Raw genomic sequence first — 23,153 nt, forward strand, 5'->3', positions numbered from 1 at the left:
GGCAAACGCGGCCGGCCCGATATGTACGACGGGGCCGGCGCAAGCACTACCCTGCGAAGCGGCCCCGCCACCGGGCGCGCCGCCGACGCCACCCTACAGATCAGAGAAACGAGTTCCCTATGAGCACACCATCGTCCCACCCATCGTTCTGGCGCCGTGTCCCGCTGGCTTTCGGCGCCTTCTTCAGCACCCTGTCGGACGCCGCCTATGCGGCCCGCGTGGAAAAACTGTCCTTGCCAGAGACTGCGCCCGTCGCCCCTGCTCCTGCGCCAGCTCCCGTGCCAACACCGGCCGCCGCACCCGTCATCTTGAAAGAAGCGACGCCGGACGCGGCCCTGCAATTGCTGGCCCTGCTGCAACGCGAAGCGCGCCTGATCGATTTTACCCAGGAAAACCTGGGCAGCCATGCCGATGCCGACATCGGCGCGGCCGCCCGCGTCGTGCATGAAGGCTGCGCCAAGGTCATGCGCGAATACTTCACCATCGAGGCCGTGCGTCAGGAAGCCGAGGGCAGCCGCATCGTCCTGCAAGAGGGATTTGACAGCGCGCAAGTACGCCTGACGGGCAACGTCGTCGGTTCGGCACCATTCACGGGCACCCTCAGCCATCGCGGCTGGCGCGCGTCCAGCGTGCGCCTGCCGAAACTGAGCGGGCAGCACGACGCGGCCATCCTGGCACCGGCCGAGGTGGAACTGTGAGCGATCAAGCCAACAACACTCCGCGCTACGCCATCGGCATCGACCTGGGCACCACCCACAGCGCCCTGTCGTATGTGAACCTGGTCGAGAGCGACGGCGAGCAATCGAGCCACGGCGTGCTGAAAGTGCCGCAGTTGTCGGCACCTGGCACGGTCGAAGAATTGCCGCTGCTGCCGTCGTTCGTGTATCTGCCGCACGCCGATGAAGTGGCGGCGGGCGACCTGGCCCTGCCCTGGGTAACCGAGGAAGCGCAAGCGCCGTTCGTCGTCGGTGAAATGGCCCGCAGCCGCGGCGCCACCACACCTATCCGTCTGGTGTCGAGTGCGAAAAGCTGGCTGTGCCACCCGGGCGTGGACCGCCGCGCGGCCATTCTGCCCAACGATGCGCCGGCGGAAGTGGCGCGCATCTCGCCGATCACGGCCGCCACGCGCTACCTGACGCACTTGCGCCAGGCCTGGGACAACGCCCACCCGCAAGCGCCGTTCGCGCAGCAGGAAATCACGGTGACGATTCCAGCATCGTTCGATCCGGCCGCGCGCGAGCTGACGATGGAAGCGGCGCAGGCGGCCGGCTACACCGCATTGACCTTGCTGGAAGAGCCGCAAGCGGCCCTGTACAGCTGGATCCAGACCAGCGAAGGCCGCTGGCGCAAGGAAGTCAAGCCGGGCGACATCATTTTAGTGGTCGACGTGGGCGGCGGCACCAGCGACTTTTCGCTGATCGCCGTGCTCGAGCGCGACGGCGTGCTGGAACCGCACCGCGTGGCCGTCGGTGAACACATCCTGCTCGGCGGCGATAATATGGACCTGGCGCTGGCCCACCTGGTGGCCCGCAAGCTGGCCGCCAACGGCACCCAGCTCGACGCCTGGCAAATGCGTGCGCTGACCTACGGCTGCCGCAGCGCCAAGGAAAGCCTGCTGGCCGACACCGGCCTCGATGTGGCGCCGATCGTCGTGCCGAGCCGCGGCTCGAAACTGATCGGCGGCTCCATCCGCACGGAACTGACGCGCGCGGAAGTGTCCACCTTCATTCTCGACGGCTTCTTCCCGCAGGTGGAAGCATCGAGCCGCCCTGCCGTGCGCACGCGCGCGGGCCTGACGCAACTGGGCTTGCCGTATGCGCAGGACGCGGCCATCACGCGCCACCTGGCGGCGTTTTTGGGCCGGCAAGTGGCGGCGACCAGCGAACTGGAAGGCTTTGCCGGTCGCCAGGCGGACGGCGCCAGCTTCTTGCACCCGACGGCCGTGCTGTTCAACGGCGGCGTCTTCAAGTCGGACTTGCTGGTGCAGCGCATCATGGCCACCGTCAACGACTGGCTGTACCTGGAAGGCGCGGAACCGGCGCGCATGCTGGCCGGGGCCGACCTGGACCTGGCCGTCGCGCGCGGTGCGGCCTACTACAGCTACGTGCGGCGCGGCCATGGCGTGCGCATCCGCGGCGGCACGGCCAGCGCCTTTTACGTCGCCATCGAATCGGCCATGCCGGCCATCCCCGGCATGGAACCGCCGATCCAGGCCCTGTGCGTGGCGCCGTTCGGCATGGAAGAAGGCAGCGAACTGGAATTGCCGGGCCAGCAATTCGGCCTCGTCGTGGGCGAACCCGTGCACTTCCGCTTCTTCGCCTCGTCCACGCGCCGCAACGACCAGATCGGCGATTTGCTCGACTTCTGGGGCCTTGACGAATTGCAGGAACTGAGCGAAATCCAGGCGACCCTGTCCGCAGAAGGCCGCTCGGCCGGCGACGTGGTGCAGGTCAAACTGCACGCGCGCGTGACGGAAGCGGGCACGCTGGAACTGCTGGCCGTCTCCGCTGACGGCGCCGAGCGCTGGAAAGTGGAATTCGACGTGCGCGGCACGCCGCAGCCATAAGCATGCGCAGCGCTGCGGGCAAGCCGGCCTTCCTGGTCGGCATCGACCTGGGCACCACCAACACGGTGGTCGCGTATGCGGATGCCAACGATGCGCAGGCGGGAATAAACCTGTTCGCCATCGAGCAGCTGGTCGCGCCAGGCGAAGTGGGCGCACGCCCTTTGCTGCCGTCCTTGCGCTACCACCCTGCCGCTGGCGAACTGGCGGCGGGCGACTTGCAGCTGCCGTGGCCGCAGCAGGACGTAGCGCGCGTCGACCATGCAGTACTGGGCGCCCTGGCGCGCCAGCTCGGCGCCCAAGTGCCGGGCCGGCTCGTTTCCAGCGTAAAGAGCTGGCTGTCGCATGCGAACGTGGACCGACAGGCGCCGATTTTGCCGTGGGGCGCCGATGCCGACGTGGCCAAGGTGTCGCCCGTGGCGGCCAGCGCCAGCTACCTCGCCTACGTGCGCGCTGCTTGGCATCACCGTTTCCCCGATTCTCCGCTCGAAGAGCAGGAACTGGTACTGACCATCCCCGCCTCGTTCGACGAGGGTGCGCGCGCACTTACTTTGGAAGCGGCGCGCATGGCGGGCTTGCCCACGGTGCGGCTGGTGGAAGAACCGCAGGCGGCCTTCTATGATTTCCTGCAGCGCCAGCGCGCCACCCTGCGCGCAGACCTGGCCGATACGCGCCGCATTCTGGTGTGCGACGTGGGTGGCGGCACCACCGATTTCAGCCTGATCGACGTCGCCTTCGATGACGACGGCACACCGCAGCTCACGCGCAGCAGCGTGGGCAACCATTTGATACTGGGCGGCGACAATATGGACCTGGCGCTGGCCCACCTGGTGGAAACGCGCATGGCCGCTGGCAGCGAAGGCGGCATGAAGCTGTCTGCCGCGCGCTTGTCGCAGCTGATGGAGCGCTGCCGCGCCGCCAAGGAATTGCTGCTCTCCAGCGACGCACCCGACAAGGCCACCGTCACCCTGCTGGGTGCAGGCTCGCGCCTGATTGGCGCCAGCCGTTCCGCCGACGTCACGCGCGAAGAAGTGGCGGCCATGGTGGTCGACGGCTTCTTCCCGAAGGTGGAATTCACCGAGACGGCAAAAAAAGGCCGCGCCGGCATCGTCGAATTCGGCCTGCCGTATGCGCAGGATGCGGCCATCACGCGCCACCTGGCCAGCTTTTTGCAACAGCATCAAGGCGCACTGCCCGACACCCTGCTGCTGAACGGCGGCGTGTTCCGCGCCGACGCGCTGGCGCGCCGCCTGGCCGACACGCTCGCCCAATGGCGCGGCGCTCCCCTCACCATCCTGCACAACGACAATCCCGACGTGGCCGTGGCCCGTGGCGCCGTCGCCTACGCGCTGGCCCGGCGTGGCCAGGCGCCGCGCATCGGCGGCGGTTCGCCGCGCAGCTATTTCCTCGTGCTGGGCGAAGCGGGCAAGGACCACCGCGCCGTGTGCATCCTGCCCCGTGGCAGCGCCAGCGGCGAGGAAATCCGCCTGACGGAGCGCCTGTTCGCGCTGCGCCTGGGCCGGCCCGTGCGCTTCCACCTGGCCACATCCCTCTTTGAGGCGGGCACGCCGCCGCAGCTGGGCGAAATCGTCGACCTGGACGCGGGAGAATACTTGCGCCTGCCGCCGCTGGCCAGCGTGCTGCAAGCGGAAAGCGGCGACAAGCGCGACATCACCGTGCAGCTGGCAACCGTGATGACGGAAGTGGGGACGTTGGAAGTGCACTGCGTGGCCGAAGCCGATGCCGGCCAGCGCTGGCTGCTGGAATTCCAGCTGCGAGGCGAAGAGGAATTACAAGCCGAATCGTCCAGCATCTCGCCGAGCGTGAAGGAAGCCATCGAGAAGATCGAGCGCATCTTCGGCGGCAAGGCGCAAAAGGTCGAGGCCAAGGAAGTGCGCCAGCTGCGCCAGCACCTGGAACGGGGACTGGGCGGGCGCGACAGCTGGGAGACACCGCTGCTGCGCCAGCTGTTCGACGCCTTGCTGCAACGCGCGCGTGGCCGGCGCCGCTCTGCCGAGCATGAACGGGTGTGGCTGAACCTGGCCGGCTACTGCCTGCGCCCCGGCTATGGCGATGCGCTCGACCCGTGGCGCATCGAGCAGCTGTGGGCCATGTTCGACGCGGGCGTGCAGCATCACAAGGATAACCAGGTGTGCGCCGAATGGTGGACTTTGTGGCGCAGGGTGACGGGTGGCTTGAATTCGGAGCAGCAACTGCGGCTGCTCGACGACTTCGCCTTCAACCTGCAAGCCGATGCGGCCCAGCGCGGCAGCCGCCCCGTCACCCTGGTGAACGGCAGCGACGACGACATGCTGCGCCTGGGCGCCTCGCTCGAGCGCATCCCCGGCGCCTACAAGGCCGAAGTGGGCGCCTGGCTGATCAAGCGTCTGCAGAAGGCGGATAGCGAAGCGGCCGACACGAATACCCTGTGGGCGCTGGCCAGGGTCGGCGCGCGCCAGCCCTTCCACGGCAGCGCGCACGAAGTGGTCGACAGCGCCACCGTGGCCGACTGGCTGCACGTGCTGCTGGCGCTGGACTGGAAAAAGACGGAACCGGCGGCGTTTGCCGCCACCCACCTGGCGCGCATGACGGGCGACCGCTCGCGCGACATCGGCGACGACTTGCGCGCCACTGTGCTGGCCCGCCTGAAAGCCGTCGGCGCCCCGCCTCTGTGGCAGGCGATGGTCAGCGAAGTGACGCAGCTGGACGAAGCTGTTACCCGCCGCATGCTGGGCGAGGCGCTGCCGCCGGGATTGAAGCTGATCGGGTAAACACCGTCCTTGATTATCAGATTACATGAATCTACAATGTAGATACATAGGAGGTATCATGGAACTATCGATCCAAAAATGGGGCAATAGCGCGGCCGTGCGCTTGCCAACGGAACTGCTGGGCATGCTGAAGGTGTCGCTGGGCGACAAGCTGGCGGTCGATGTGCGTCCGGACGGTGTATTCCTGAAAGCCAAGCGCCCTGCCTTCACGCTCGATGATCTGGTTGCCCAATGCGATGTCACGGCGCCAGAACCGGCCGACATGGCGGCATGGAGCCAGATCAAACCGGCAGGCCGCGAAGCATGGTAAAGCGCGTCCAGTTCGGCCGAGGCGACATCGTGATGGTCAATCTGGAGCCAACGGAAGGCCGTGAACAGCGCGGTGCGTCCCGGCCAGCGCTGGTGCTGTCCACCAGTGTCTTCAACGCGCTCGGCGTCGTGCTGATCGCCCCCATCACGCAAGGCGGCGACTTTGCCCGCCACGCGGGCTTTGCCGCGTCATTGAGCGGCAGCGGCACGGCAACGCAGGGCGTGGCGCTGGCCAACCAGATCCGCATGCTCGACCTGGAAGCACGCGGCGCAAAGCGCATCGAAACCGCACCTGAATTCGTCGTGGAAGACGCGCTGGCGCGCCTGCGCGCCATTACCGATTAAATTGACGCCAGTAGCATGTCGGATTACGCGCTTGCGCGCCTCGGCGGCCCCGCTAATCCGGCCTACCCCTCGCTACGCGCGCCGCGATACCGCGGCAAGCCATCGGCCAGCTTCACCCATTCCAGTTGCGTGTCCGTATAAATATGGCTGTGCGGCGGCAGTTGTTCCGGGTCGTCCAGACTGCCGGTGGTCAGGCCAACCTCGTCCGGGTCGCGCGCATCCTCGAACGTCAGCTGCGTGCCGCAGCGGGGGCAAAAACTGCGGGTGCAGTGTTCGCTGGACGCATACGGCGTGGCCTGTCCCTGCAGCCAGCGAAAGTTCGCCCGTGGCACGCTGAACCAGGCGACAAACGGCGCCCCCGACGCGCGGCGGCACATCGAGCAATGGCAGGCAGTTTCATGGAAGGCGCCCGTGCCCACTTCGTAGCGCACGTCGCCACATAAACATCCTCCGCTCAGCATGGCATCCTCCTGCAAATGAAAAAGGCGCCCAGTGTAGCGCCGCTGCGGCGCCACGGTTTGCGCTAGATCAGGGCGATGATCAACAGCACCACCGCCAGCGGCGCCTGCACCAGCACGATGCCCGGATGCGTGCGGCGCAGCCGGGCCCACACGGACAGGCCCGGCACTTCCTCGTGCGGATGGTGGGCTTCGTCGCGCAGCGACATCGCGTGCAGGAACATGCCGGCGATCAGGGGGCCTGGATTGACCCACCAGCCCTGCTCGAGCAAGCCGCGCGACAGGTAGATGGCCAGCGCGCCGATGGCCAGCGGCGAGGCCCACACCAGCACCAGCATCAGGCGGATGCCATAGAATTCGGCCAGTGTCCCCATGCGCTGCAAACGGCTGACATCATGGTCTTCCATGCGCTGGTCGATGGCCAGCTCGGCGCGGCCATACAGGGTCCACAAGCCGCCGAACAGGCAGCCCAGCAGCACGCCGATGACGATGTCGGCCACGAATACCGCATATTTGTTGACGTCGGCCGTGCCGATGCCCAGCGAGGTGTGGGCGGCCGCGTGCAGGTGCAGGCCGGCCTGCTCGCCTTCGGCCGTCGTGTAGCGGTCGCGCACGTCATACGTGCTGCCGATATACACGACGTTCTTGCGCAGCGCCCCGGCATCCACGCCGGCCTGGCCGTCGTTCAGTTTGACGCGCGTGCGCGTGGGATTCAGGAAGGCCGGCGCCACGGCGGCCGGGTGAAACGGCGCCGTGACGGCGTTCTGCTCCGCCGCATCCTTCGCGTCGCCGCGGATCACGGGTTCGAACGCCCGGCGCGCCAGCTCCTTTTCGCTGCCCGTGCGCCGCGCCAGCTGGCATACGCGGCCGGCCAGCGCCAGCACTTCCTTTTGCTGGGACAAGGCGGCCGGCATTGGTTGCTGCTGTTCCTGCTCGTCGGCGCCATGCGCCAGCTCGAAGGCCACGGCCGCCAGCACGGGGCTTTTCAGCTCGATGCGCGTGACGGCGCCCATGCGCTCGCGGATCCGCGGGCTGGCAAAGTGAATGCCGGCCGCGCAGCGCGCGCGTATCCACGGCAGGTTGGCGTTGCGGTCCGATTGTTCGGGCAGGATCAGTACCAGTTGCCGGCCATCGGCGGCCAGCCGGTCGAGCAAGCGGTCCAGCGGCCGCTCGCCCGCCTTGTGCTGTTCATACACGGCCGGCGCCAGGTCCAGGTCGATGGCCAGCACCTTGCCGCCGCGCGCGGCGGCGCTGGCGAGCACTTGCTCCAGGCGCGAGCGCTCCAGCGGTTCGCGCTCGTCGAAGACCTGTTCGAACGCGGGCTGGTCGATTTCGATGATGCCGGGCCGGTAGGCAGCGCCCGGGTCCTTGCTCCGCTCCAGCAGCTGCCCCTGTGCCGCGCTGGCGCGCAGCATGGCCGCGTCGAGCCATTCGAGCACGTGAAAACCTTCCAGCGCCAGCATCAGCGCGGCGATCAGGCTGGCGCCGATCACGTGATGCAGCAGATGCGTGCCCGTCAGCTTGAAGGCCGAGCCCAGCTGGACGGCCGGCCACAGCAGACGCCGCCAGAGCGGCGGGCGCGGTTGATCCGGCTGGCTGGTTTCCACGGTGCGTTCCCCTTGCGTGCGCTGCAGAAATATCATTCAAGCAACAAATAATGACAAAGGGATAGTGTATTGCAGTTGTGCCCGTTTCGCCGCACGGCTGGCACGGGTCAACCCGGCAGCCTACTTCGGCCTGGCCAGCAGCAGCTTGCCCAGCGCTTCGAAGGCCGGCGTGGTGGTCGGATCGTTGGCTGCATTGGCGGCCGTCGGCGTCGAGGCGAAACGCACGATCACCATTTCCGCCTTCGGATCGACATAGATGCGCTGGCCGTACACGCCGCGCGCCATGTAGGCGCCATGGTCGTTATGCGTGACCCACCACATGTCGCGGTAGCTCCAGCCCTTGAGCAAAGCGTAGCCGCCCTTGGCGAACAGCTGCTTGTCGCCGCCACGGCGGATATCCTCGACGGCCGCCTGCGGGATGATTTGCTGGCCGTTGTAGCGGCCGTCGTTGCGCAGCATCTCGCCGAAGCGGGCCAGGTCGCGCAAGCCCGCGCTCAAGCCGCCGCCGGCAAATGGCGTGCCGGTCGAATCGACCGACATATAGGCATCCTGCTCGGCGCCCAGCTTTTGCCAGACGTGCTCGGAAAGGTAGTCGTTGACGTTCTGCCCCGTGACACGGGCGATGATCCAGCCCAGCACGTCGGAATTGACGGTGCGGTAGCCAAAGCCCTCGCCATGTTTTCCCTCATGCTGCACCGTCTGCAGATACTCGAAATAGCTGCGCGGTCCCGTGTAATCGTTCGGCTTGGGCAGCGGGTTGCCGGCCGCCGCGTGCTGCCACACTTCCGCATTCGGGTCGGCGTAGTCTTCGCTGAATTTCAGGCCCGTGGTCATGTCGAGCACCTGGCGCACGGTGGCGTCGCCAAACGCGGACTTGGCCAGTTCCGGCACATACTCGGCCACTTTCTTGCCGGGATCGAGCTTGCCTTCGGCCACCAGGGCCGCGCCGATGGTGCCCATGACGGACTTCGTCACCGACATGGCGCCATGCTGGCCGCCCTCCTTCAACACGCCGAAATAGCGTTCATACACGATGCGGCCCCGGTGCAGCACGACGATGCCGTCCGTGTAATTGGCGCCCAGCGACTGCTCCCACGTCATCGTATCCTTGGCGCCCAGCGGCGTAAAACGCAGGCTGTCGATATCGTTGCGCAGCGCGCGCGGCAAAGGCACGGGCGCGGTCAAGCCGCGCGCCACCGCCACCGTCGGCATCAGCTGGCGGAAGTGCGACACGCTCCAGCGCAGCTGCGGAAAATTGAAATAGCTGCCATCGTCGAAGCGGATGATTTTATCGGCCGGCGGCGGCGCACCCACCATCCATTGCAGGCTGGCCGGATCGCTGGCGGCGGCCGACAGCGGCGCGGCAGCCACCTTGGTCGTCCCTGCCGCATGGGCGCCGGCGGCCAGCACCAGGCAGGCGGCGGCCAGGGCCAGATGGCGGATGGGTGGCAGTGTCGTCATGCATTTCTCCTGTCATGGCTGGCACCGGCGGCGGCGCTCGCTTCATGCGATGCATGCTAACAGAGAAACTTTTTTATCTTGTTCTACGGCATCCTATTGTGCGGGCCACACGCTGAGACGAACGTCTCACGCGCACGCCATGCTGCAGCGCAGGATGCGCGGCCCGGCGCTTCGTGCTACAAACGGAAAACCATCCAGACACCAGCATCAGAGACACCGGAGAGCGCCATGCCCTACGTCCGCCAGACCAGTCATATCGACCGCGTGCGCGACCTGATCGCCGGGCGCATCGTCAACCCAGGGGCCGATACGGCCAGGCTCGCGTCGTCGTACCGGCGCTCGCTGGACGACTACCGGCTCGACCCGGCCTCCACCACGGGGCCGCGCATCCTGACGGGCGCCGAATTGCGCGCCATCCAGCAATCCGAGGAAGGTTTTCTGCGCTCCACGGGCCAGTGCCTGCCGCGCCTGCATGCCATGGTGCGCGAAGCAGGTTACTGCGTCATCCTCGCCAATGCGCGCGGCGTGACGATCGACTACGTGGTCGACACGGACCAGCGCAAGGATTTCAAGAAGGCGGGCCTGTACCCCGGTTCGTGCTGGTCGGAAGAAGAGGAAGGCACGTGCGGCATCGCCTCCGTGCTGCTCGACCAGGAAGCCATCACCGTGCACAAGAGCGACCATTTTCGCGCCGCCTTCACGGGCCTGACCTGCAGCGCGGCGCCGATCTTTTCGCCGCACGGCGACTTGATCGGCGTGCTCGATGCGTCGGCATTGAACTCGCCCGACGCGCGCGACAGCCAGCGCCTGGTCAAGCAGCTGGTGCGGCAAGGCGCGAGCCTGATCGAGGACGGTTTTTTTCTCAAATCCTACAGCCATTGCTGCATCCTGCTGGCGCACCGCAACCGCCACTTCGTGGAAGTGCAGCCGGAAATGCTGCTCGCCATCGACGAGCATGGCGACATCGTCGCCGCCAACGGCTGCGCGCGCGACGTCATCGCGGGCCTGGATAGCCTGCCGCGTCCTGTCGGCGAAGTGCTGGAAGTGCGCGCCGAACGGCTGTTCGATGCGCGCGCGGGGCACAATCTGCTGTCGCTGCGGCTGGCCGGCGGCAGCACCTGGCTGCACGTGCGCGTGCGCGCGCCGCTGCGACCGGCCAAGGCGCGTGCGCGCGCCATGCGCGAGGCGCCCGTCGCGCAAGACGTGGTGGCATACACGGCGCCGGAGCTGGCCGAGCGCACGCGCATCGTGCACGCCATGAACGCCGCCAAATGGCGCCCGCTGCAGGCCGCTGCCATGCTGGGCGTCTCGCGCGCCACCCTGTACCGGCGCCTCAAGCAGCTGCACATCGTGGCGCCGCACCGGCAGTGAACACGTAAAAAGGACTGAGACTTCCGTCTCAATAGCCGCCATGCTGCGCTGCGCAATGCGGCGCCGGAACGCCAGTGTTACAACATCGTCAGCGGCAACACAGCCGCATCCCATCATAAAGTCAGCAGACTTGGAGGAGACACGATGCAAACCGATAACAACCCGCACGACCTGGCCGTGGCCGGCATCCTGGAGCAGCTCGAAGGCTGCCTTCACGCCAGCGACGGCACGGGCGCCGCACAACTGTTCGAACAGGATGGCTACTGGCGCGACCTGGTGCTGTTTACCTGGAACCTGAAAACTATGGAAGGCCGCGAGCAGATCGCCGCCATGCTGGCCGCCCAGCTGGGCGCCGTGCAGCCGCTCTCCATCCGCATCGCCGACGGCGAACATGCGGTCGAAGCGGGCGGCGTGCTGCAAAGCTGGATCACGGTGGAGACGAACGCGGCGCGCGGCGTGGGCTTCATTCGCATCCGCGACGGCAAGATCTGGACCCTGCTCACCACCATGAGCGAATTGAAGGGTTTTGAGGAAGCCAAGGGCGGCCGGCGGCCCATGGGCGCGGAACACGGCGCGCGCACGAATCGCAGCAGCTGGCTGGAACAGCGCGAGCAAGATGCAAAGGAACTGGGCTATACGCGCCAGCCCTATTGCGTCATCATCGGCGGTGGCCAGGGCGGCATCGCGCTCGGCGCGCGGCTGCGCCAGCTGAACGTCCCCACCATCATCATCGAGAAAAATGCGCGCCCTGGCGACAGCTGGCGCAAGCGCTACAAGTCCCTGTGCCTGCACGACCCCGTCTGGTACGACCACATGCCGTATATCCCGTTTCCCGACAACTGGCCCGTCTTCACCCCGAAGGACAAGGTCGGCGACTGGCTGGAGATGTACACCAAGGTGATGGAGCTCAATTACTGGGGTTCGACGTCATGCGAATCGGCCAGCTTCGACGCAGCCACGGGCGAGTGGACGGTGCAGGTGCTGCGCGATGGCCAGCCCGTCACCCTCAAGCCGAAGCAGCTGGTGCTGGCCACGGGCATGTCGGGCAAGGCCAACATGCCGAAGTTCAAGGGCATGGACGTGTTCCAGGGCGAGCAGCAGCACTCGTCGCAGCATCCGGGGCCGGACGCGTATGTGGGCAAGAAGGTGGTGGTGGTCGGCGCGAACAATTCCGCGCACGATATCTGCGCCGCCCTGTGGGAAGCGGGCGTGGACGTGACCATGGTGCAGCGCTCGTCGACGCACATCGTCAAGTCCGATTCCCTGATGGACCTGGCCTTGGGCGACCTGTATTCGGAACGGGCGCTGGCCGCCGGCATGACCACAAACAAGGCCGACCTGACGTTCGCCTCGATCCCGTACAAGATACTGGCCGACTTCCAGAAGCCCGTCTTCAAGGCCATCCGCGAACGCGACGCGGATTTTTACGCGCGTCTGGAAGAACGGGGCTTCATGCTCGACTTCGGCGACGACGATTCCGGCCTTTTCATGAAATACCTGCGCCGCGGCTCCGGCTACTACATCGACGTGGGCGCTTCCGAGCTGGTCGCCGAGGGCAAGATCAAGCTGAAAAGCGGCGTCGGCGTGCAGGAGCTGAAAGCCCATTCGATCGTGCTGTCGGACGGCACGGAACTGCCGTCCGACCTGGTGGTGTACGCCACCGGCTACGGTTCCATGAATGGCTGGGCGGCCGACCTGATCTCGCCCGAGGTGGCGAACAAGGTGGGCAAGGTGTGGGGATTGGGTTCGTCCACGACGAAAGATCCGGGTCCGTGGGAGGGCGAACAGCGCAATATGTGGAAGCCCACGCAGCAGCAAGCGCTGTGGTTCCACGGCGGTAACCTGCACCAGTCGCGCCACTATTCCCAGTACCTGTCGCTGCAACTGAAGGCGCGCATGGAAGGGTTGGATACGCCCGTGTATGGACAGCAGGAGGTGCATCACCTGGCGTGATGTCGACTACCTGGACGAAAAAAAACGGCGGGCTATTTGCCCGCCGTTTTTTTCAGCGTCAACCCAAGAGCAAAAACTGGGGTCGGACCCGACGGGGGAACGTTACCCAATGGGGAACACTCCAATCACGCAGTGACCGACCCCGGCAGTGCAGATGTCGGGTTTAAAAATTACTGCTTGATCGCTTCGATTGCGAAGGTCAGGGTGACATCATCACTGACAGCTGGCGCATATTTGCCGGCGTTGAATTCCGAGCGCTTGATCTTGGCCGTGGCGTTGGCGCCGCAAGCGTCTTTTTTCAGCATCGGGTGCGGTGCGCAGGCGAACGAGGTGACGGTCAGGGTCACTGGCTTGGTCACGCCTTTCAGGGTCAGGTTGCCTTCGACGGAGGCCAGCTTGTCGCCGTCGAAATTGAACTTGGTCGATTTGTAGGTGGCGACCGGATACTTGGCCGTGTCGAGGAAGTCTTCGCCCTGGATGTGCGAGTTGAACAGGGTCGAACCCGTGTCAACGGATTTGGTGTCGATCAGCACTTCGACGGCGCCCGTCTTGGCGGCGCGGTCCAGCGTGACCTTGCCGGTGGTGTTATTGAAACGGCTTTGCTGCGTCGAGAAACCCATGTGGGTGTACTCGAAACGGGGGAAAGTGTGGCTGCCATCGATGACATAGACTTCAGGCGCGGCAACAGCGGACAGCGAGAAGCCGGCGGCGGCGATAAAAGCGAGCAGTTTTTTCATTGTAGATTCCTGATAGAAAGTGGAGGATGTCAAAACCGCAAGCAGCTGCAGGCGAACGACGCATGCGGCTGATTGTCTGGCTTCAGTTACAACAGATTATGCATGGCATGAAGATCGATGTAAAACGCAAAATATACCTAGTTAGCATCGATAAAATCGATAATAACAACGATGATGTCCACGACAGCTCCTTCTGCTGCCGATTATTGTCTGCATTGCCAAAAATATCCAGCGATATCAGATCATCAAATGAGAATGATTCTTGTTATTATCCTATGAAATGGTTATCATCGCGGCCCTGGCAGGCATGCAGTGGCGCCTTGATTCATCCATAATAGAGCAGAACACAGCACAGAAAAAACATGACGGCCAACCGCCACGATACGAATACTTTGAACGCTCACCCCACCAATTTCTCGCCATCCAGCCAGGGCCTGACCGCCGGCGCCTTCGCCTGATGCAGGAGCCGCACGCCCGGATGCCGCTGCGCGAAGCGCACGGCGTGCGCCTGCGCCGCTGGGCCTGGACCGCCGCCGGCGCCCTGATGGTGCTGCTGGGGATCATCGGCGCCATGCTGCCCGTCATGCCGACGACGATTTTCCTGATCCTCGCCCTGGCCTGCTTCAGCCGCGCCTCGCCGCGCCTCGAGCACTGGCTGCTGCAGCATCCCCGCTTCGGTCCGCCGCTGCGCCAGTGGCGCGAACACCGTGCCGTCTCGAGGCGCGGCAAGGCCATGGCTTGCCTGGGCATGGCCATCGGCTTCGTCGCCATGTGCCTGGGCCACCCGCCGTGGTGGGTCATCGCCATAGTGGGCGCCATGGAAATCGCCGTCCTCGTCTACCTGTTGCGGCGGCCCGAAGGCCCTGCCGCCAGCGGAGCAGAATCTGCCCGTGAAGAGGGTCGTGGCGGGCAGTAAACCGCCCTGCCCGCATGCAAAAAACGGCAAGTGAGCCGAACCACACATAAAAACACCGCGATGCGCGCGCAGGGCGCGTCGAACTTTTCACCAAGATGCGGCTCCACCATGCCAGTCCACGTGATTAAATTCGGCAAGTGATCCACTTTCCCGCTTTTTCAACTTGAAAACCGGCGCATAGACATTATTTGCATATTCAAAGCAAGATTCTGTCGTAGGAGTAATAACACGATCGGAGGTATACTACGCAACCGACGTAGCAGGCCGGGCGATTTGGCCCCTGCAAGCAAGCCTGTCACGGTCCAATAAAAAAGGAAACACTGCATGACCACATCACACCGTACGCCGGTGATTCGCATCGATGGCGCGAACAAGACCTTCGCGCTGCCCAAAGGCGAACAATTCCACGCGGTCAAATCGGTCACGCTGGAAGTCTATCCCGGTGATATTTTCGGCCTGATCGGCAAGAGCGGCGCCGGCAAATCGACCTTGCTGCGCCTGATTAACCTGCTCGAACGTCCCGACAGCGGCACCATTACCGTGGCCGGGCGCGAACTGACACGCCTGGGCAAGAGCGAATTGCGCGACGCGCGCCAGAACATCGGCATGATTTTCCAGCAGTTCAACCTGCTGCAAAACGCCAGCGTCTTCGACAACGTCGCCTTCCCCCTGAAAATCCATGGCACCACCAAGGGCGAGCAGATCGCCGCCAGGGTCGAGGAATGCCTGGCGCTCGTCGGCCTGTCCGACAAGCTGCACAGCTATCCGGCCCAATTGTCCGGCGGGCAGAAGCAGCGCGTGGCGATCGCCCGCGCCCTGGCCAGCCACCCCGACGTGCTGCTGTGCGACGAGCCGACGTCCGCGCTGGACGCAGAAACCACGCGCGCCCTGCTCGACACCCTGCGCGACATCAATGCGCGCCTTGGCGTGACCATCGTCATCGTCAGCCATGAGCTGTCGGTGCTGGGCGCCATCTGCAACCGCGTCGCCGTCGTGGAAAACGGCGCCATCGCCGAACAATTCGACTTGAGCGACACGGCCACCCCGCGCAAGACGGCGCTGGGACGCGAGCTGGCGTACTACGGCACCGAGGCGTTTGAAGCCACCGCATGGAAGGATGCAACACATGTTTGAAGAATCGATCAATAACGTCATCAACCTGCTGCCGGAAATCTGGGTGGCGCTGGGCCAGACCATGACCATGCTGGGCATTGGATTGACGGCCGCCATCCTGATCGGCGGCCCGCTGGGCATTGTGCTGTTTCTCGTCTCGGAAGGCCAGTCGCTGGAAAACCGTCCGCTGTCGATGATCCTCGGCTGGCTGGTCAATACCGTGCGCAGCTTCCCCTTCATCATCTTGCTGGTCGCCCTGACGCCGTTTACGCGCATTATCGCGGGCACCTCGATCGGCCCGCTGGCCGCTGCCGTGCCGCTGTCGTTCGCCGCCATTCCCTACCTGGCGCGCCTGGTGGAACAGAACCTGCGCGAAGTGCCGCGCGGCGTGATCGAGGCGGCGCACGCCATGGGCGCGTCGGAAATGCAGATCATCTTCCGCGTGCTGCTGGTCGAAGCGCGCTCCGGCCTGGTGCTGGCGCTGACCGTGCTGTCGATCAGCTTCCTGTCGTATTCGGCCGTGGCCGGCGTGGTGGGCGGCGGCGGCATCGGCGACCTGGCCATCCGCTACGGCTACTACCGCTTCGAGACGGACATCATGGTCGCCACCGTGGCCATCCTGATCGTGCTGGTGCAAACCATTCAGTTCGCCGGCACGCGCATCGCCAAGCGCCTCGACAAACGTTAATTCATCTTTAGTATTTCAGTACAAGGAAAAGCATGAACCATATTCGCCGCAACCTGCTGCTGGCCGCCGCCAGCCTGGCCTTCGCCACCGCCGCTCACGCCAAGGACCCGAAAGAACTCGTCATCGGCACCAGCTCCGGCCCGTATTCGGACCAGCTGAAGCTGGGCATCAAACCCATCCTGGAAAAACAGGGCTACAAGGTCAAGATCGTCGAATTCAACGACTACGTGCAGCCGAACTACGCGCTGGCCGAAGGCTCGCTGGACGCCAACGTGTTCCAGCACATCGTGTATCTGACCAAGTTCGCCACCGATAACAAGCTGCCCTTGAGCTCCCTCATCACCGTGCCAACCATGCCCATCGGCCTGTACGGCGGCAAGCAAAAAACCCTGGCGGACGTCAAGAACGGCGCCACCATCACCATGCCGAACGACCCGACCAACCAGGCGCGCGCGCTGGTCATGCTGGCCAAGATGGGCTGGATCAAGCTGAAACCGAACGTCGACCCGCTGCGCGCGTCCGAACGCGACGTGCTGGACAACCCGAAGAAGCTGAAACTGGTGCCGCTGGAAGCGGCGCAGCTGCCACGTTCGCTGGCCGACGCCGACTACGCTTTCGTCAATGGCAACTTCGCCCTGGCCGCCGGCATGAAGCTGACCTCGGCCCTCGCCGTGGAAAAGATCTCGGACAGCTACATCAACCTGGTGGCCATCCGCACGGCCGACAAGGCCAAGCCATGGGTCAAGGACCTGGAAGCGGCCTACCGCTCGCGCGCCTTCCTCGACGCGACGAACAAATACCTGGCCGGCTACGAAAAGACGGACTACCAGCTGGCGCTGGAAAAGACGCTGAAAAAATAAGGCAAAGCGCTGCACGCAAAAAAACGGCCAGGTTCACACCTGGCCGTTTTTTTTGCGCGCCACTGTGGCGCTATCAGCACTTAGAAACGGTAGCCGACACCTACGCCGATCAGGACAGGATCAACCTTGACTTCGCTGATCTTGGCGCCACCGGCCAGTACGTCGCTGCGGATCTGCACTTTCTTGATGTCGAAGTTCAGCGACCAGTTTTTGTCCAGCTTGTAGTCGACGCCAGCTTGCAGCGAGAAGCCCCAGCTGTCATGTTCCAGGCGGCCGGCGCCATTCAGCAATTTCACGTCCGAGATATTCGTGTAGTTCACGCCTGCGCCGACGTATGGGCTGAACTGTTTTTCAGGCATGAAGTGGTATTGCAGCGACAGGGTCGGCGGCAAATGCTTGAAGCTGCCGATCTTCGTGCCGGACAAGGTGACGTCATGCTTTTGCGGGTACGTCAGGATCAGTTCGGCAGCGATGTTCGGGGTGAAGAAGTACGAAATATCGATTTCCGGAATCGTCTTGCTGCTGACGTGAATCAGGTCGGATGCGCCGACGCCACCCACAGGAGCAGATTTGTTGGCCGGATCGATATGCACGGCGCGCGCACGGACCAGCCATGGGCTTTCCTGTGCCATTGCGTTGCCGGCGAATGCGCCGATGGCGGCCAGGACGATTGCTGCTGCAGTTGCGGACTTTTTCATTCTAGTTCCCTCTTTTTGTCGTTAAGTAACGCTGCGAAGTCTAAGAGTGCAGTGCAACAAAAACTTTGATCCACATCAAATAGTGCTAGATGGCATCATCAGAGCGATTTTTTTCTTTACCCAGGTCAAGAAAATGCGGCATTGCAAAATTAAAGGCGCTGTCATCGAAAGCGGTGGGAACGCGCCGCAGTTGCTGAGGTCTAACTGGATCAGGTATTTCCTTTCAAGGAGCCGATCATGGACGCCGCCCAGTGGCAGACCTTTGCCAGCCAATTCCCGCAACTGTCGCACCGCCAGCGTCTTGCCAGCAGCGAATTATTGCGCACCAGCGCGCCACAGGCTGCGGCCCTCGTCCTGATCGAGCAAACAGCGCTGGCGCAACTGCATTGTCCCAGCTGTCGATCGACACATTTCCACCGTCACGGCCAGACGCACGGTCTGCAGCGCTATCGCTGCGTGCCTTGCCGCAAAACCTTCAACGCCTTGAGCGGCACGCCGCTGGCGCATCTGCACCACAAGGAACGCTGGCTGGCCTATGCCGATTGCCTGCTCAACTCGTTTTCGGTACGCAAGGCGGCCAGCAAGGTGCATATCCATCGCAACACCAGCTTTCGCTGGCGCCACCGTTTCCTCGCGCTGGCCAAGACCGACCGGCCGCGCTGCCTGCATGGCATTACCGAAGCCGACGAGATGTATTTGCTGGAGTCGCAGAAAGGTTCAAAACACATGACGCGACCGGCGCGCAAGCGCGGAGGCCGCGCCAGCCAGCGTGGCATTTCCAACGAGCAGGTGTGCGTGCTGGTGGCGCGCGACCGCACCGGCCAAACCGTCGACTTTATTGCCGGCATGGGCCAGCTGAGCAAGGCCAAACTGCACGCCTGCCTGCCAGCGGTGATCGACCGTGACATCTTGTTGGTGAGCGATGGCCATCCGGCCTATCCCGTGTTTGCCAGGGAGATCGGCATCGGGCATGCGGCCGTTAACTTGCGGGCCGGCGTTCGCGTGCGCGGCACGGTGCATGTGCAGAACGTCAATGCGTATCACAGCAGGTTGCGCGGCTGGCTGCAGGCGTTTCATGGCGTGGCCACGCGCTACCTGCCGAACTACCTGGGCTGGCGCTGGATACTCGACGCACGGAGAATATTGTCCCCCGAAAGCTTGCTCAGAGCCACTTTGGGGACATTCCCACATCTGACGGTGACATAGCCAAATTAAACCACCTCGGCGAACAGGCTGGCGAGCCAGTCGGCAAACACGCGCACGCGCGGCGACAGTTGCCGCTGATGGGGATACAGCACGGACACGGGCAGCGGGTCGGGACGCATGGCCGACAACACTTCCACCAGCTCGCCGGTAGCGAGCGCCTGCTGCAGATGGTAGCGGGGTGCCTGGATCAAGCCCAGGCCCGCGCGGCAGCAGGCGTGATACGCGTCGGCATTGTTGACGGACACCGTGCCCGGCAAGGCCACGCTGTAGTGCTGGCCATCCACCTTGAAATCGAAGGGCCAGACCTTGCCCGTCTGGACGGAAAAGAAATTGACGGCGCGGTGGCCATCGAGCTGCGCCAGATTCTCCGGCGTGCCGTGCGCGGCCAGGTAGGCGGGGCTGGCGCACGTCAGCTGTTCCAGCAGCGCCAGCCGGCGCGCCACCATGGACGAGTCGCTCAATTCGCCCACGCGCAGCACGCAGTCGACGCCTTCGCGCACCAGGTCGACGAGGCGGTCGCCCATGCCGATTTCCAGTTCGATCAAAGGGTAGCGGGTGCAGAACTGGTCCAGCACGGGCAAGACGAAATGCATGGCCAGGGTCGCGTGCAGGTCGACGCGCAGCTTGCCGGCCGGCTGCTGCATCGCCGAACTGAACACGGCTTCCGTTTCTTCCAGGTCCGCCAGCAGGCGCACGCAGCGCTGGTAATACGCCTGGCCATCGGGCGTGGGCGTCACTTGCCGCGTTGTCCGCTGCAGCAGGCGCACGCGCAGCCGCGCTTCGAGCTGCTTGATCGCATGCGTGACGGTCGCCTTCGGGTAACCGAGGTCATGCGCCGCCTGGGTGAAACTGCGCAGCTCGACGATACGCGTAAACAGACGCATCGCATCAAATCGGTCCATACCCCCTCCATTGTTGTTGCCTGCTGCACAGTGTAACGATACGAGCGCCATTTTTCCATCCGCAACGAGGACTGCTGCCACAAGTTGCCCGCCACGCAATGGCCACTTGCACCGATGTCACTGGATTAGCAGCGGTTTGAGCAACATACTATGTCCAGTGCACACATGAGAATGGTAATGATTATCATTTGCGATATAATGCACGTTCACACTTAAGCGCTCGCTCAGGCGATCATAAAAAGGAATGGGAGACATGGATATATTGAGGGAACTGCGTGAATCGGGCTTGAAAGTGACCATCCCCCGCTTGCGCATTCTGCAGCTGTTTCAAGAAGGGGGCATCAAGCACCTGAGTGCGGACGATGTCTACAAACTCTTGCTGGCTGAAAAAATCGACGTGGGCCTGGCCACCATCTACCGCGTGCTGATGCAGTTCGCCGAGGCGGGCATCTTGTTTCGCCGGCACTTCGAATCGGGCCATGCCGTCTTTGAACTGAATGAAGGCCAACACCACGATCACCTGGTCTGCACGGGTTGCGGCAAGGTCGATGAATTCGTCGATGAAGGCATCGAACTGCGCCAGAATGAAATCGCCACCGAGCGGGGCTTCGTGCTGCACGAGCACGCGCTGTCGCTGTACGGCACCTGCGCCGAGTGCACGGCGAAGAAAGTCCCGCCGCGCAAAGCCTCCTGAGGCAGCGCGCAAGGTAGCGCGTGGCAAGCCACCTGCGCTACACTGCGTGCGCCACAGCTCAACAGGAACAAGCATGTACATCGGAGAAATCGCCCGCCTGGCGGGTACCTCGCCCAAGGCCTTGCGCCACTATGAAACGCTGGGCTTGCTGGGCGACGTGCGCCGCTCCGGCGCCTACCGCGTCTACACGCAGCAAGACCTGGCGCAAGTCAGACTGATACGCCAGGCGCAGGCGCTGGGCTTCCGCCTGGCTGAACTGCTGCCCATTCTCGCTGGCGACGAGACCGACTGGGCCGCCCTGTCGCAGCACATCGCCGCCAAGCGCGCGCAGATACAGCAGGAGTTCGCCCGCCTGCGCCAACTCGACGCGCAGCTGGCCGGCATCGACACGGAAATCCGCGACTGCCTGGCGCGCCAGCACCTTCCAGCGGCCGCTTGACTCTGCCCCCAGGGGCAGGCTTTAGCATGCAAGCTGTTCTTTAACGGAAAGCCTGCAACATGAGCAAAATTACACCGAAGCGCATTCTCATTCTCCTCGGCCACCCGTCCGGCGACAGTTTCTGCGCCGCCCTGGCCGAAGCCTACGCCGCCACGGCCCGCAGCGCGGGCCATACGGTGCGCGAACTGCGCCTGGGCCAGCTGGACTTCGATCCCATCCTGCACGAAGGCTACCGCCAGGTACAGCCGCTGGAAGCGGACTTGCTGGCGGCGCAGGAAGCCATCAGCTGGGCCGAACACCTGGTGTTCGCCTACCCCATCTGGTGGGGCGGCGCGCCAGCCCTGCTGAAGGGTTTTGTCGACCGCGTCTTCCTGCCCGGCTTTGCCTTCAAGTACCGCCCGGGCAAGGCTTTCCCCGCCCAGCTGCTGAAGGGCCGCACGGCCCAGCTGCTGGTGACGATGGATACGCCGCCCTGGTATTTCCGCTGGATCTATCACATGCCCGGCATCCACCAGCTGCGCAAGACGACCTTGGAATTTTGCGGCGTCAAGCCCGTCAAAGTGGCCAGCTTCGGCCCCATCCTCGACTCCACCGAAGTGCAGCGCGCGCGCTGGCTGGAGCAGGCGCAGGCGCTGGCCCGGCGCCTGTAAGTTGCTTGCCATGCAGCCATCATGCATACGGTTTTGACAAGCTGGTAATCAAGCCGTCACATTCAAAGGCTACCATGATGATATTGCCTGTTTGTCAGTCGCCTTGCCGTCGCGACAACAAGGGTCCGCTCGTCATGTAAAGGTAGCCGCTGTGGAGTTCAACGCTTCTCGATTGCATCTTCCCCGTTATCGCACGTCCGTGGCGTTTGATCTGTGCATACCCACGGAATCGGTGCAGGCCGACGCCAGCAATTTCGCCGTGCTGGAGCTGTTCACGGAACGGCGCGACATGATGAGCCTGCCAGTCACGGAGCAGCACAAGCCCATCGGCTTGATCAGCCGCAACATCTTCATGTCGCAGATGTCCAAGCCCTTTTATCACGAGGTGTACGGCAAGAAGAGCTGCATCGCCTTCATGGACAAGGAACCGCTGATCGTCGATGGCGCCATGAGCATCGAAGACCTCACCTTCCGCGCCGTGGAAGCGGGCGAAAAGGCGCTGGCCGACGGCTTCATCATCACGGACGGCGGCGCGCTGGCCGGCGTGGGCTTCGGCTTGCAGCTGATGAACGTTGTGGCCACCATGCAGGCGGAAAAGAACCGGCAAATCATGCACAGCATCGATTACGCCAGCGTGATCCAGCGTGCCCGGCTGCGCACCTCGGATGCGGAATTGCGCGCCACCCTGCCCGACGCGCACCTGGAATGGCAGCCGCGCGACGTCGTCGGCGGCGATTTTTACTTCTTCGAGCGCCACGCGGGCGGCTGGTTCGCCGCCATCGCCGACTGCACCGGCCACGGCGTGCCGGGCGCCTTCATGACCCTGATCGCCTCGTCGGCCCTGAGCCAGGCCCTGCGCGAACTGGGGCCGCGCGATCCGGCCGCCCTGATCGGCGCCGTCAGCCGCGCCATCAAGACCTTGCTGGGCCAGGACGGCGCCGGCAGCGACAACGCTGGCCACGCCGGTTCGAACGACGGCATGGATTGCGCTTTCCTGTGTTACGACGACGCCAGCGCCAGCCTGCGTTTCGCGGGGGCGAAACTGGCGCTGTACGTGGTGGCGCCGGGCGAGGACAGCGTGCGCGCCATCGACGGCGCGCGCATGGGCGTGGGCTATGTCGACACGCCGCCCGGCTACTGCTGGCACAACGAGACGCTGGCCGTACCCGCCGGCAGCCTGCTGTTCCTCACCACCGACGGCTTGCTCGACCAGATCGGCGGCGCGCGCGACATCGCCTACGGCAAGCGGCGCATGCGCGAGCAGCTGCTGGCGCAGCGCGACGCTCCCGCCGGCGACGTGGCGGCAGCGCTGCTGCAGGACAGCGCCGCCTGGCAGGGAAAACAGCCGCGCCGCGACGACCTGACCTTTTTCTGTTTCCGCCTGTAGTTTTGGCGCCATCAAACCACATTAT

The 23,153-nt window shown here is 64.3% G+C and carries 22 protein-coding genes; 16 read left to right on the top strand and 6 right to left on the bottom strand.

Translation table 11 applies throughout. The features are described 5' to 3' along the window. Window positions 1-119 precede the first annotated feature (119 nt). From CLU91_RS07190 to CLU91_RS07210, 5 genes are read left to right on the top strand one after another with little or no spacing between them, the layout of a single operon-like run. On the top strand, window positions 120-698 hold the full coding sequence (locus CLU91_RS07190; protein WP_100873611.1) for a DUF2760 domain-containing protein: 579 nt from the start codon (window positions 120-122) through the stop codon (window positions 696-698). Continuing rightward, window positions 695-2,566 (top strand): Hsp70 family protein, encoded by a 1,872-nt coding sequence (locus tag CLU91_RS07195; protein ID WP_100873612.1) that lies wholly within the window; start codon window positions 695-697, stop codon window positions 2,564-2,566. The genes CLU91_RS07190 and CLU91_RS07195 overlap by 4 nt, the downstream gene beginning before the upstream one ends. Window positions 2,567-2,568: 2 nt before the next feature. After that, window positions 2,569-5,334 carry an Hsp70 family protein gene (locus CLU91_RS07200; RefSeq protein WP_100873613.1) on the top strand — a complete coding sequence of 922 codons (2,766 nt, stop codon included), beginning with the start codon at window positions 2,569-2,571 and terminating at the stop codon, window positions 5,332-5,334. A 58-nt stretch (window positions 5,335-5,392) separates the two neighbouring features. Then, window positions 5,393-5,644: an AbrB/MazE/SpoVT family DNA-binding domain-containing protein gene (locus CLU91_RS07205; RefSeq protein ID WP_099380726.1), complete on the top strand. Its 252-nt coding sequence runs from the start codon at window positions 5,393-5,395 to the stop codon at window positions 5,642-5,644. Beyond that, the gene (locus tag CLU91_RS07210) at window positions 5,638-5,988 is read left to right on the top strand and encodes a type II toxin-antitoxin system ChpB family toxin (protein WP_100873614.1); all 351 of its coding nucleotides are present in this window, start codon (window positions 5,638-5,640) and stop codon (window positions 5,986-5,988) included. The genes CLU91_RS07205 and CLU91_RS07210 overlap by 7 nt, the downstream gene beginning before the upstream one ends. 62 nt (window positions 5,989-6,050) lie before the next feature. Here CLU91_RS07210 and CLU91_RS07215 read toward each other — a convergent pair whose 3' ends face one another. The 3 genes from CLU91_RS07215 to CLU91_RS07225 form a co-directional block, all read right to left on the bottom strand. Next, window positions 6,051-6,449 carry a GFA family protein gene (locus tag CLU91_RS07215; protein WP_100873615.1) on the bottom strand — a complete coding sequence of 133 codons (399 nt, stop codon included), beginning with the start codon at window positions 6,447-6,449 and terminating at the stop codon, window positions 6,051-6,053. Between the two features lie 62 nt (window positions 6,450-6,511). Continuing rightward, window positions 6,512-8,089 (bottom strand): CHASE2 domain-containing protein, encoded by a 1,578-nt coding sequence (locus tag CLU91_RS07220; protein WP_100873616.1) that lies wholly within the window; start codon window positions 8,087-8,089, stop codon window positions 6,512-6,514. Between the two features lie 84 nt (window positions 8,090-8,173). Beyond that, entirely contained in the window at window positions 8,174-9,370 is a 1,197-nt protein-coding gene (locus CLU91_RS07225) for a serine hydrolase domain-containing protein (RefSeq protein ID WP_442906599.1), read from the bottom strand. Between the two features lie 372 nt (window positions 9,371-9,742). Between CLU91_RS07225 and CLU91_RS07230 the strand changes: the two genes are divergently transcribed. Then, window positions 9,743-10,885: a sigma-54-dependent Fis family transcriptional regulator gene (locus CLU91_RS07230; protein ID WP_100873618.1), complete on the top strand. Its 1,143-nt coding sequence runs from the start codon at window positions 9,743-9,745 to the stop codon at window positions 10,883-10,885. Window positions 10,886-11,029: 144 nt separating this feature from the next. After that, on the top strand, window positions 11,030-12,838 hold the full coding sequence (locus CLU91_RS07235; RefSeq protein WP_100873619.1) for an NAD(P)/FAD-dependent oxidoreductase: 1,809 nt from the start codon (window positions 11,030-11,032) through the stop codon (window positions 12,836-12,838). A gap of 170 nt (window positions 12,839-13,008) precedes the next feature. Here the strand turns inward: CLU91_RS07235 and CLU91_RS07240 are convergent, their stop codons facing one another. After that, window positions 13,009-13,575 carry a YceI family protein gene (locus tag CLU91_RS07240; RefSeq protein ID WP_100873620.1) on the bottom strand — a complete coding sequence of 189 codons (567 nt, stop codon included), beginning with the start codon at window positions 13,573-13,575 and terminating at the stop codon, window positions 13,009-13,011. A gap of 457 nt (window positions 13,576-14,032) precedes the next feature. On the opposite strand from CLU91_RS07240, the gene CLU91_RS07245 reads away from it, so the two are divergent. The 4 genes from CLU91_RS07245 (at window position 14,033) to CLU91_RS07260 (ending at window position 17,152) form a co-directional block, all read left to right on the top strand. After that, window positions 14,033-14,491: a YbaN family protein gene (locus CLU91_RS07245; RefSeq protein WP_332870885.1), complete on the top strand. Its 459-nt coding sequence runs from the start codon at window positions 14,033-14,035 to the stop codon at window positions 14,489-14,491. Window positions 14,492-14,815: 324 nt separating this feature from the next. Further along, window positions 14,816-15,625: a methionine ABC transporter ATP-binding protein gene (locus CLU91_RS07250; protein ID WP_100873622.1), complete on the top strand. Its 810-nt coding sequence runs from the start codon at window positions 14,816-14,818 to the stop codon at window positions 15,623-15,625. After that, a complete protein-coding gene (locus CLU91_RS07255) occupies window positions 15,618-16,292 on the top strand; it encodes a methionine ABC transporter permease (protein ID WP_100873623.1) in 675 nt (224 codons plus the stop codon). Before CLU91_RS07250 ends, CLU91_RS07255 begins: the two co-directional genes overlap by 8 nt. A 32-nt stretch (window positions 16,293-16,324) precedes the next feature. Then, entirely contained in the window at window positions 16,325-17,152 is an 828-nt protein-coding gene (locus CLU91_RS07260) for a MetQ/NlpA family ABC transporter substrate-binding protein (protein ID WP_100873624.1), read from the top strand. A gap of 80 nt (window positions 17,153-17,232) precedes the next feature. Here CLU91_RS07260 and CLU91_RS07265 read toward each other — a convergent pair whose 3' ends face one another. Then, on the bottom strand, window positions 17,233-17,850 hold the full coding sequence (locus CLU91_RS07265) for an OmpW/AlkL family protein (protein ID WP_100873625.1): 618 nt from the start codon (window positions 17,848-17,850) through the stop codon (window positions 17,233-17,235). A 237-nt stretch (window positions 17,851-18,087) separates the two neighbouring features. On the opposite strand from CLU91_RS07265, the gene CLU91_RS07270 reads away from it, so the two are divergent. After that, complete coding sequence (locus CLU91_RS07270) at window positions 18,088-19,056, top strand: IS1595 family transposase (protein WP_100873626.1); 969 nt, start codon at window positions 18,088-18,090, stop codon at window positions 19,054-19,056. Between the two features lie 5 nt (window positions 19,057-19,061). Here the strand turns inward: CLU91_RS07270 and CLU91_RS07275 are convergent, their stop codons facing one another. Then, window positions 19,062-19,958, bottom strand: a complete 897-nt coding sequence (locus tag CLU91_RS07275; protein WP_100873627.1) for a LysR family transcriptional regulator — start codon at window positions 19,956-19,958, stop codon at window positions 19,062-19,064. A gap of 253 nt (window positions 19,959-20,211) precedes the next feature. Here CLU91_RS07275 and fur point away from each other — a divergent pair, with 253 nt between their 5' ends. From fur to CLU91_RS07295, 4 genes are all read left to right on the top strand, one after another. Then, a complete protein-coding gene (gene fur, locus CLU91_RS07280; protein WP_099763157.1) occupies window positions 20,212-20,652 on the top strand; it encodes a ferric iron uptake transcriptional regulator in 441 nt (146 codons plus the stop codon). Window positions 20,653-20,725: 73 nt separating this feature from the next. Next, window positions 20,726-21,091, top strand: a complete 366-nt coding sequence (locus tag CLU91_RS07285; RefSeq protein WP_100873628.1) for a MerR family transcriptional regulator — start codon at window positions 20,726-20,728, stop codon at window positions 21,089-21,091. A 59-nt stretch (window positions 21,092-21,150) separates the two neighbouring features. After that, the gene (locus CLU91_RS07290) at window positions 21,151-21,741 is read left to right on the top strand and encodes an NAD(P)H-dependent oxidoreductase (protein ID WP_198521271.1); all 591 of its coding nucleotides are present in this window, start codon (window positions 21,151-21,153) and stop codon (window positions 21,739-21,741) included. Window positions 21,742-21,913: 172 nt separating this feature from the next. Beyond that, a complete protein-coding gene (locus CLU91_RS07295) occupies window positions 21,914-23,128 on the top strand; it encodes a SpoIIE family protein phosphatase (protein ID WP_198521272.1) in 1,215 nt (404 codons plus the stop codon). Window positions 23,129-23,153 lie beyond the last annotated feature (25 nt).

This window comes from Janthinobacterium sp. 64, from assembly GCF_002813325.1.
Lineage (GTDB): Bacteria > Pseudomonadota > Gammaproteobacteria > Burkholderiales > Burkholderiaceae_D > Janthinobacterium.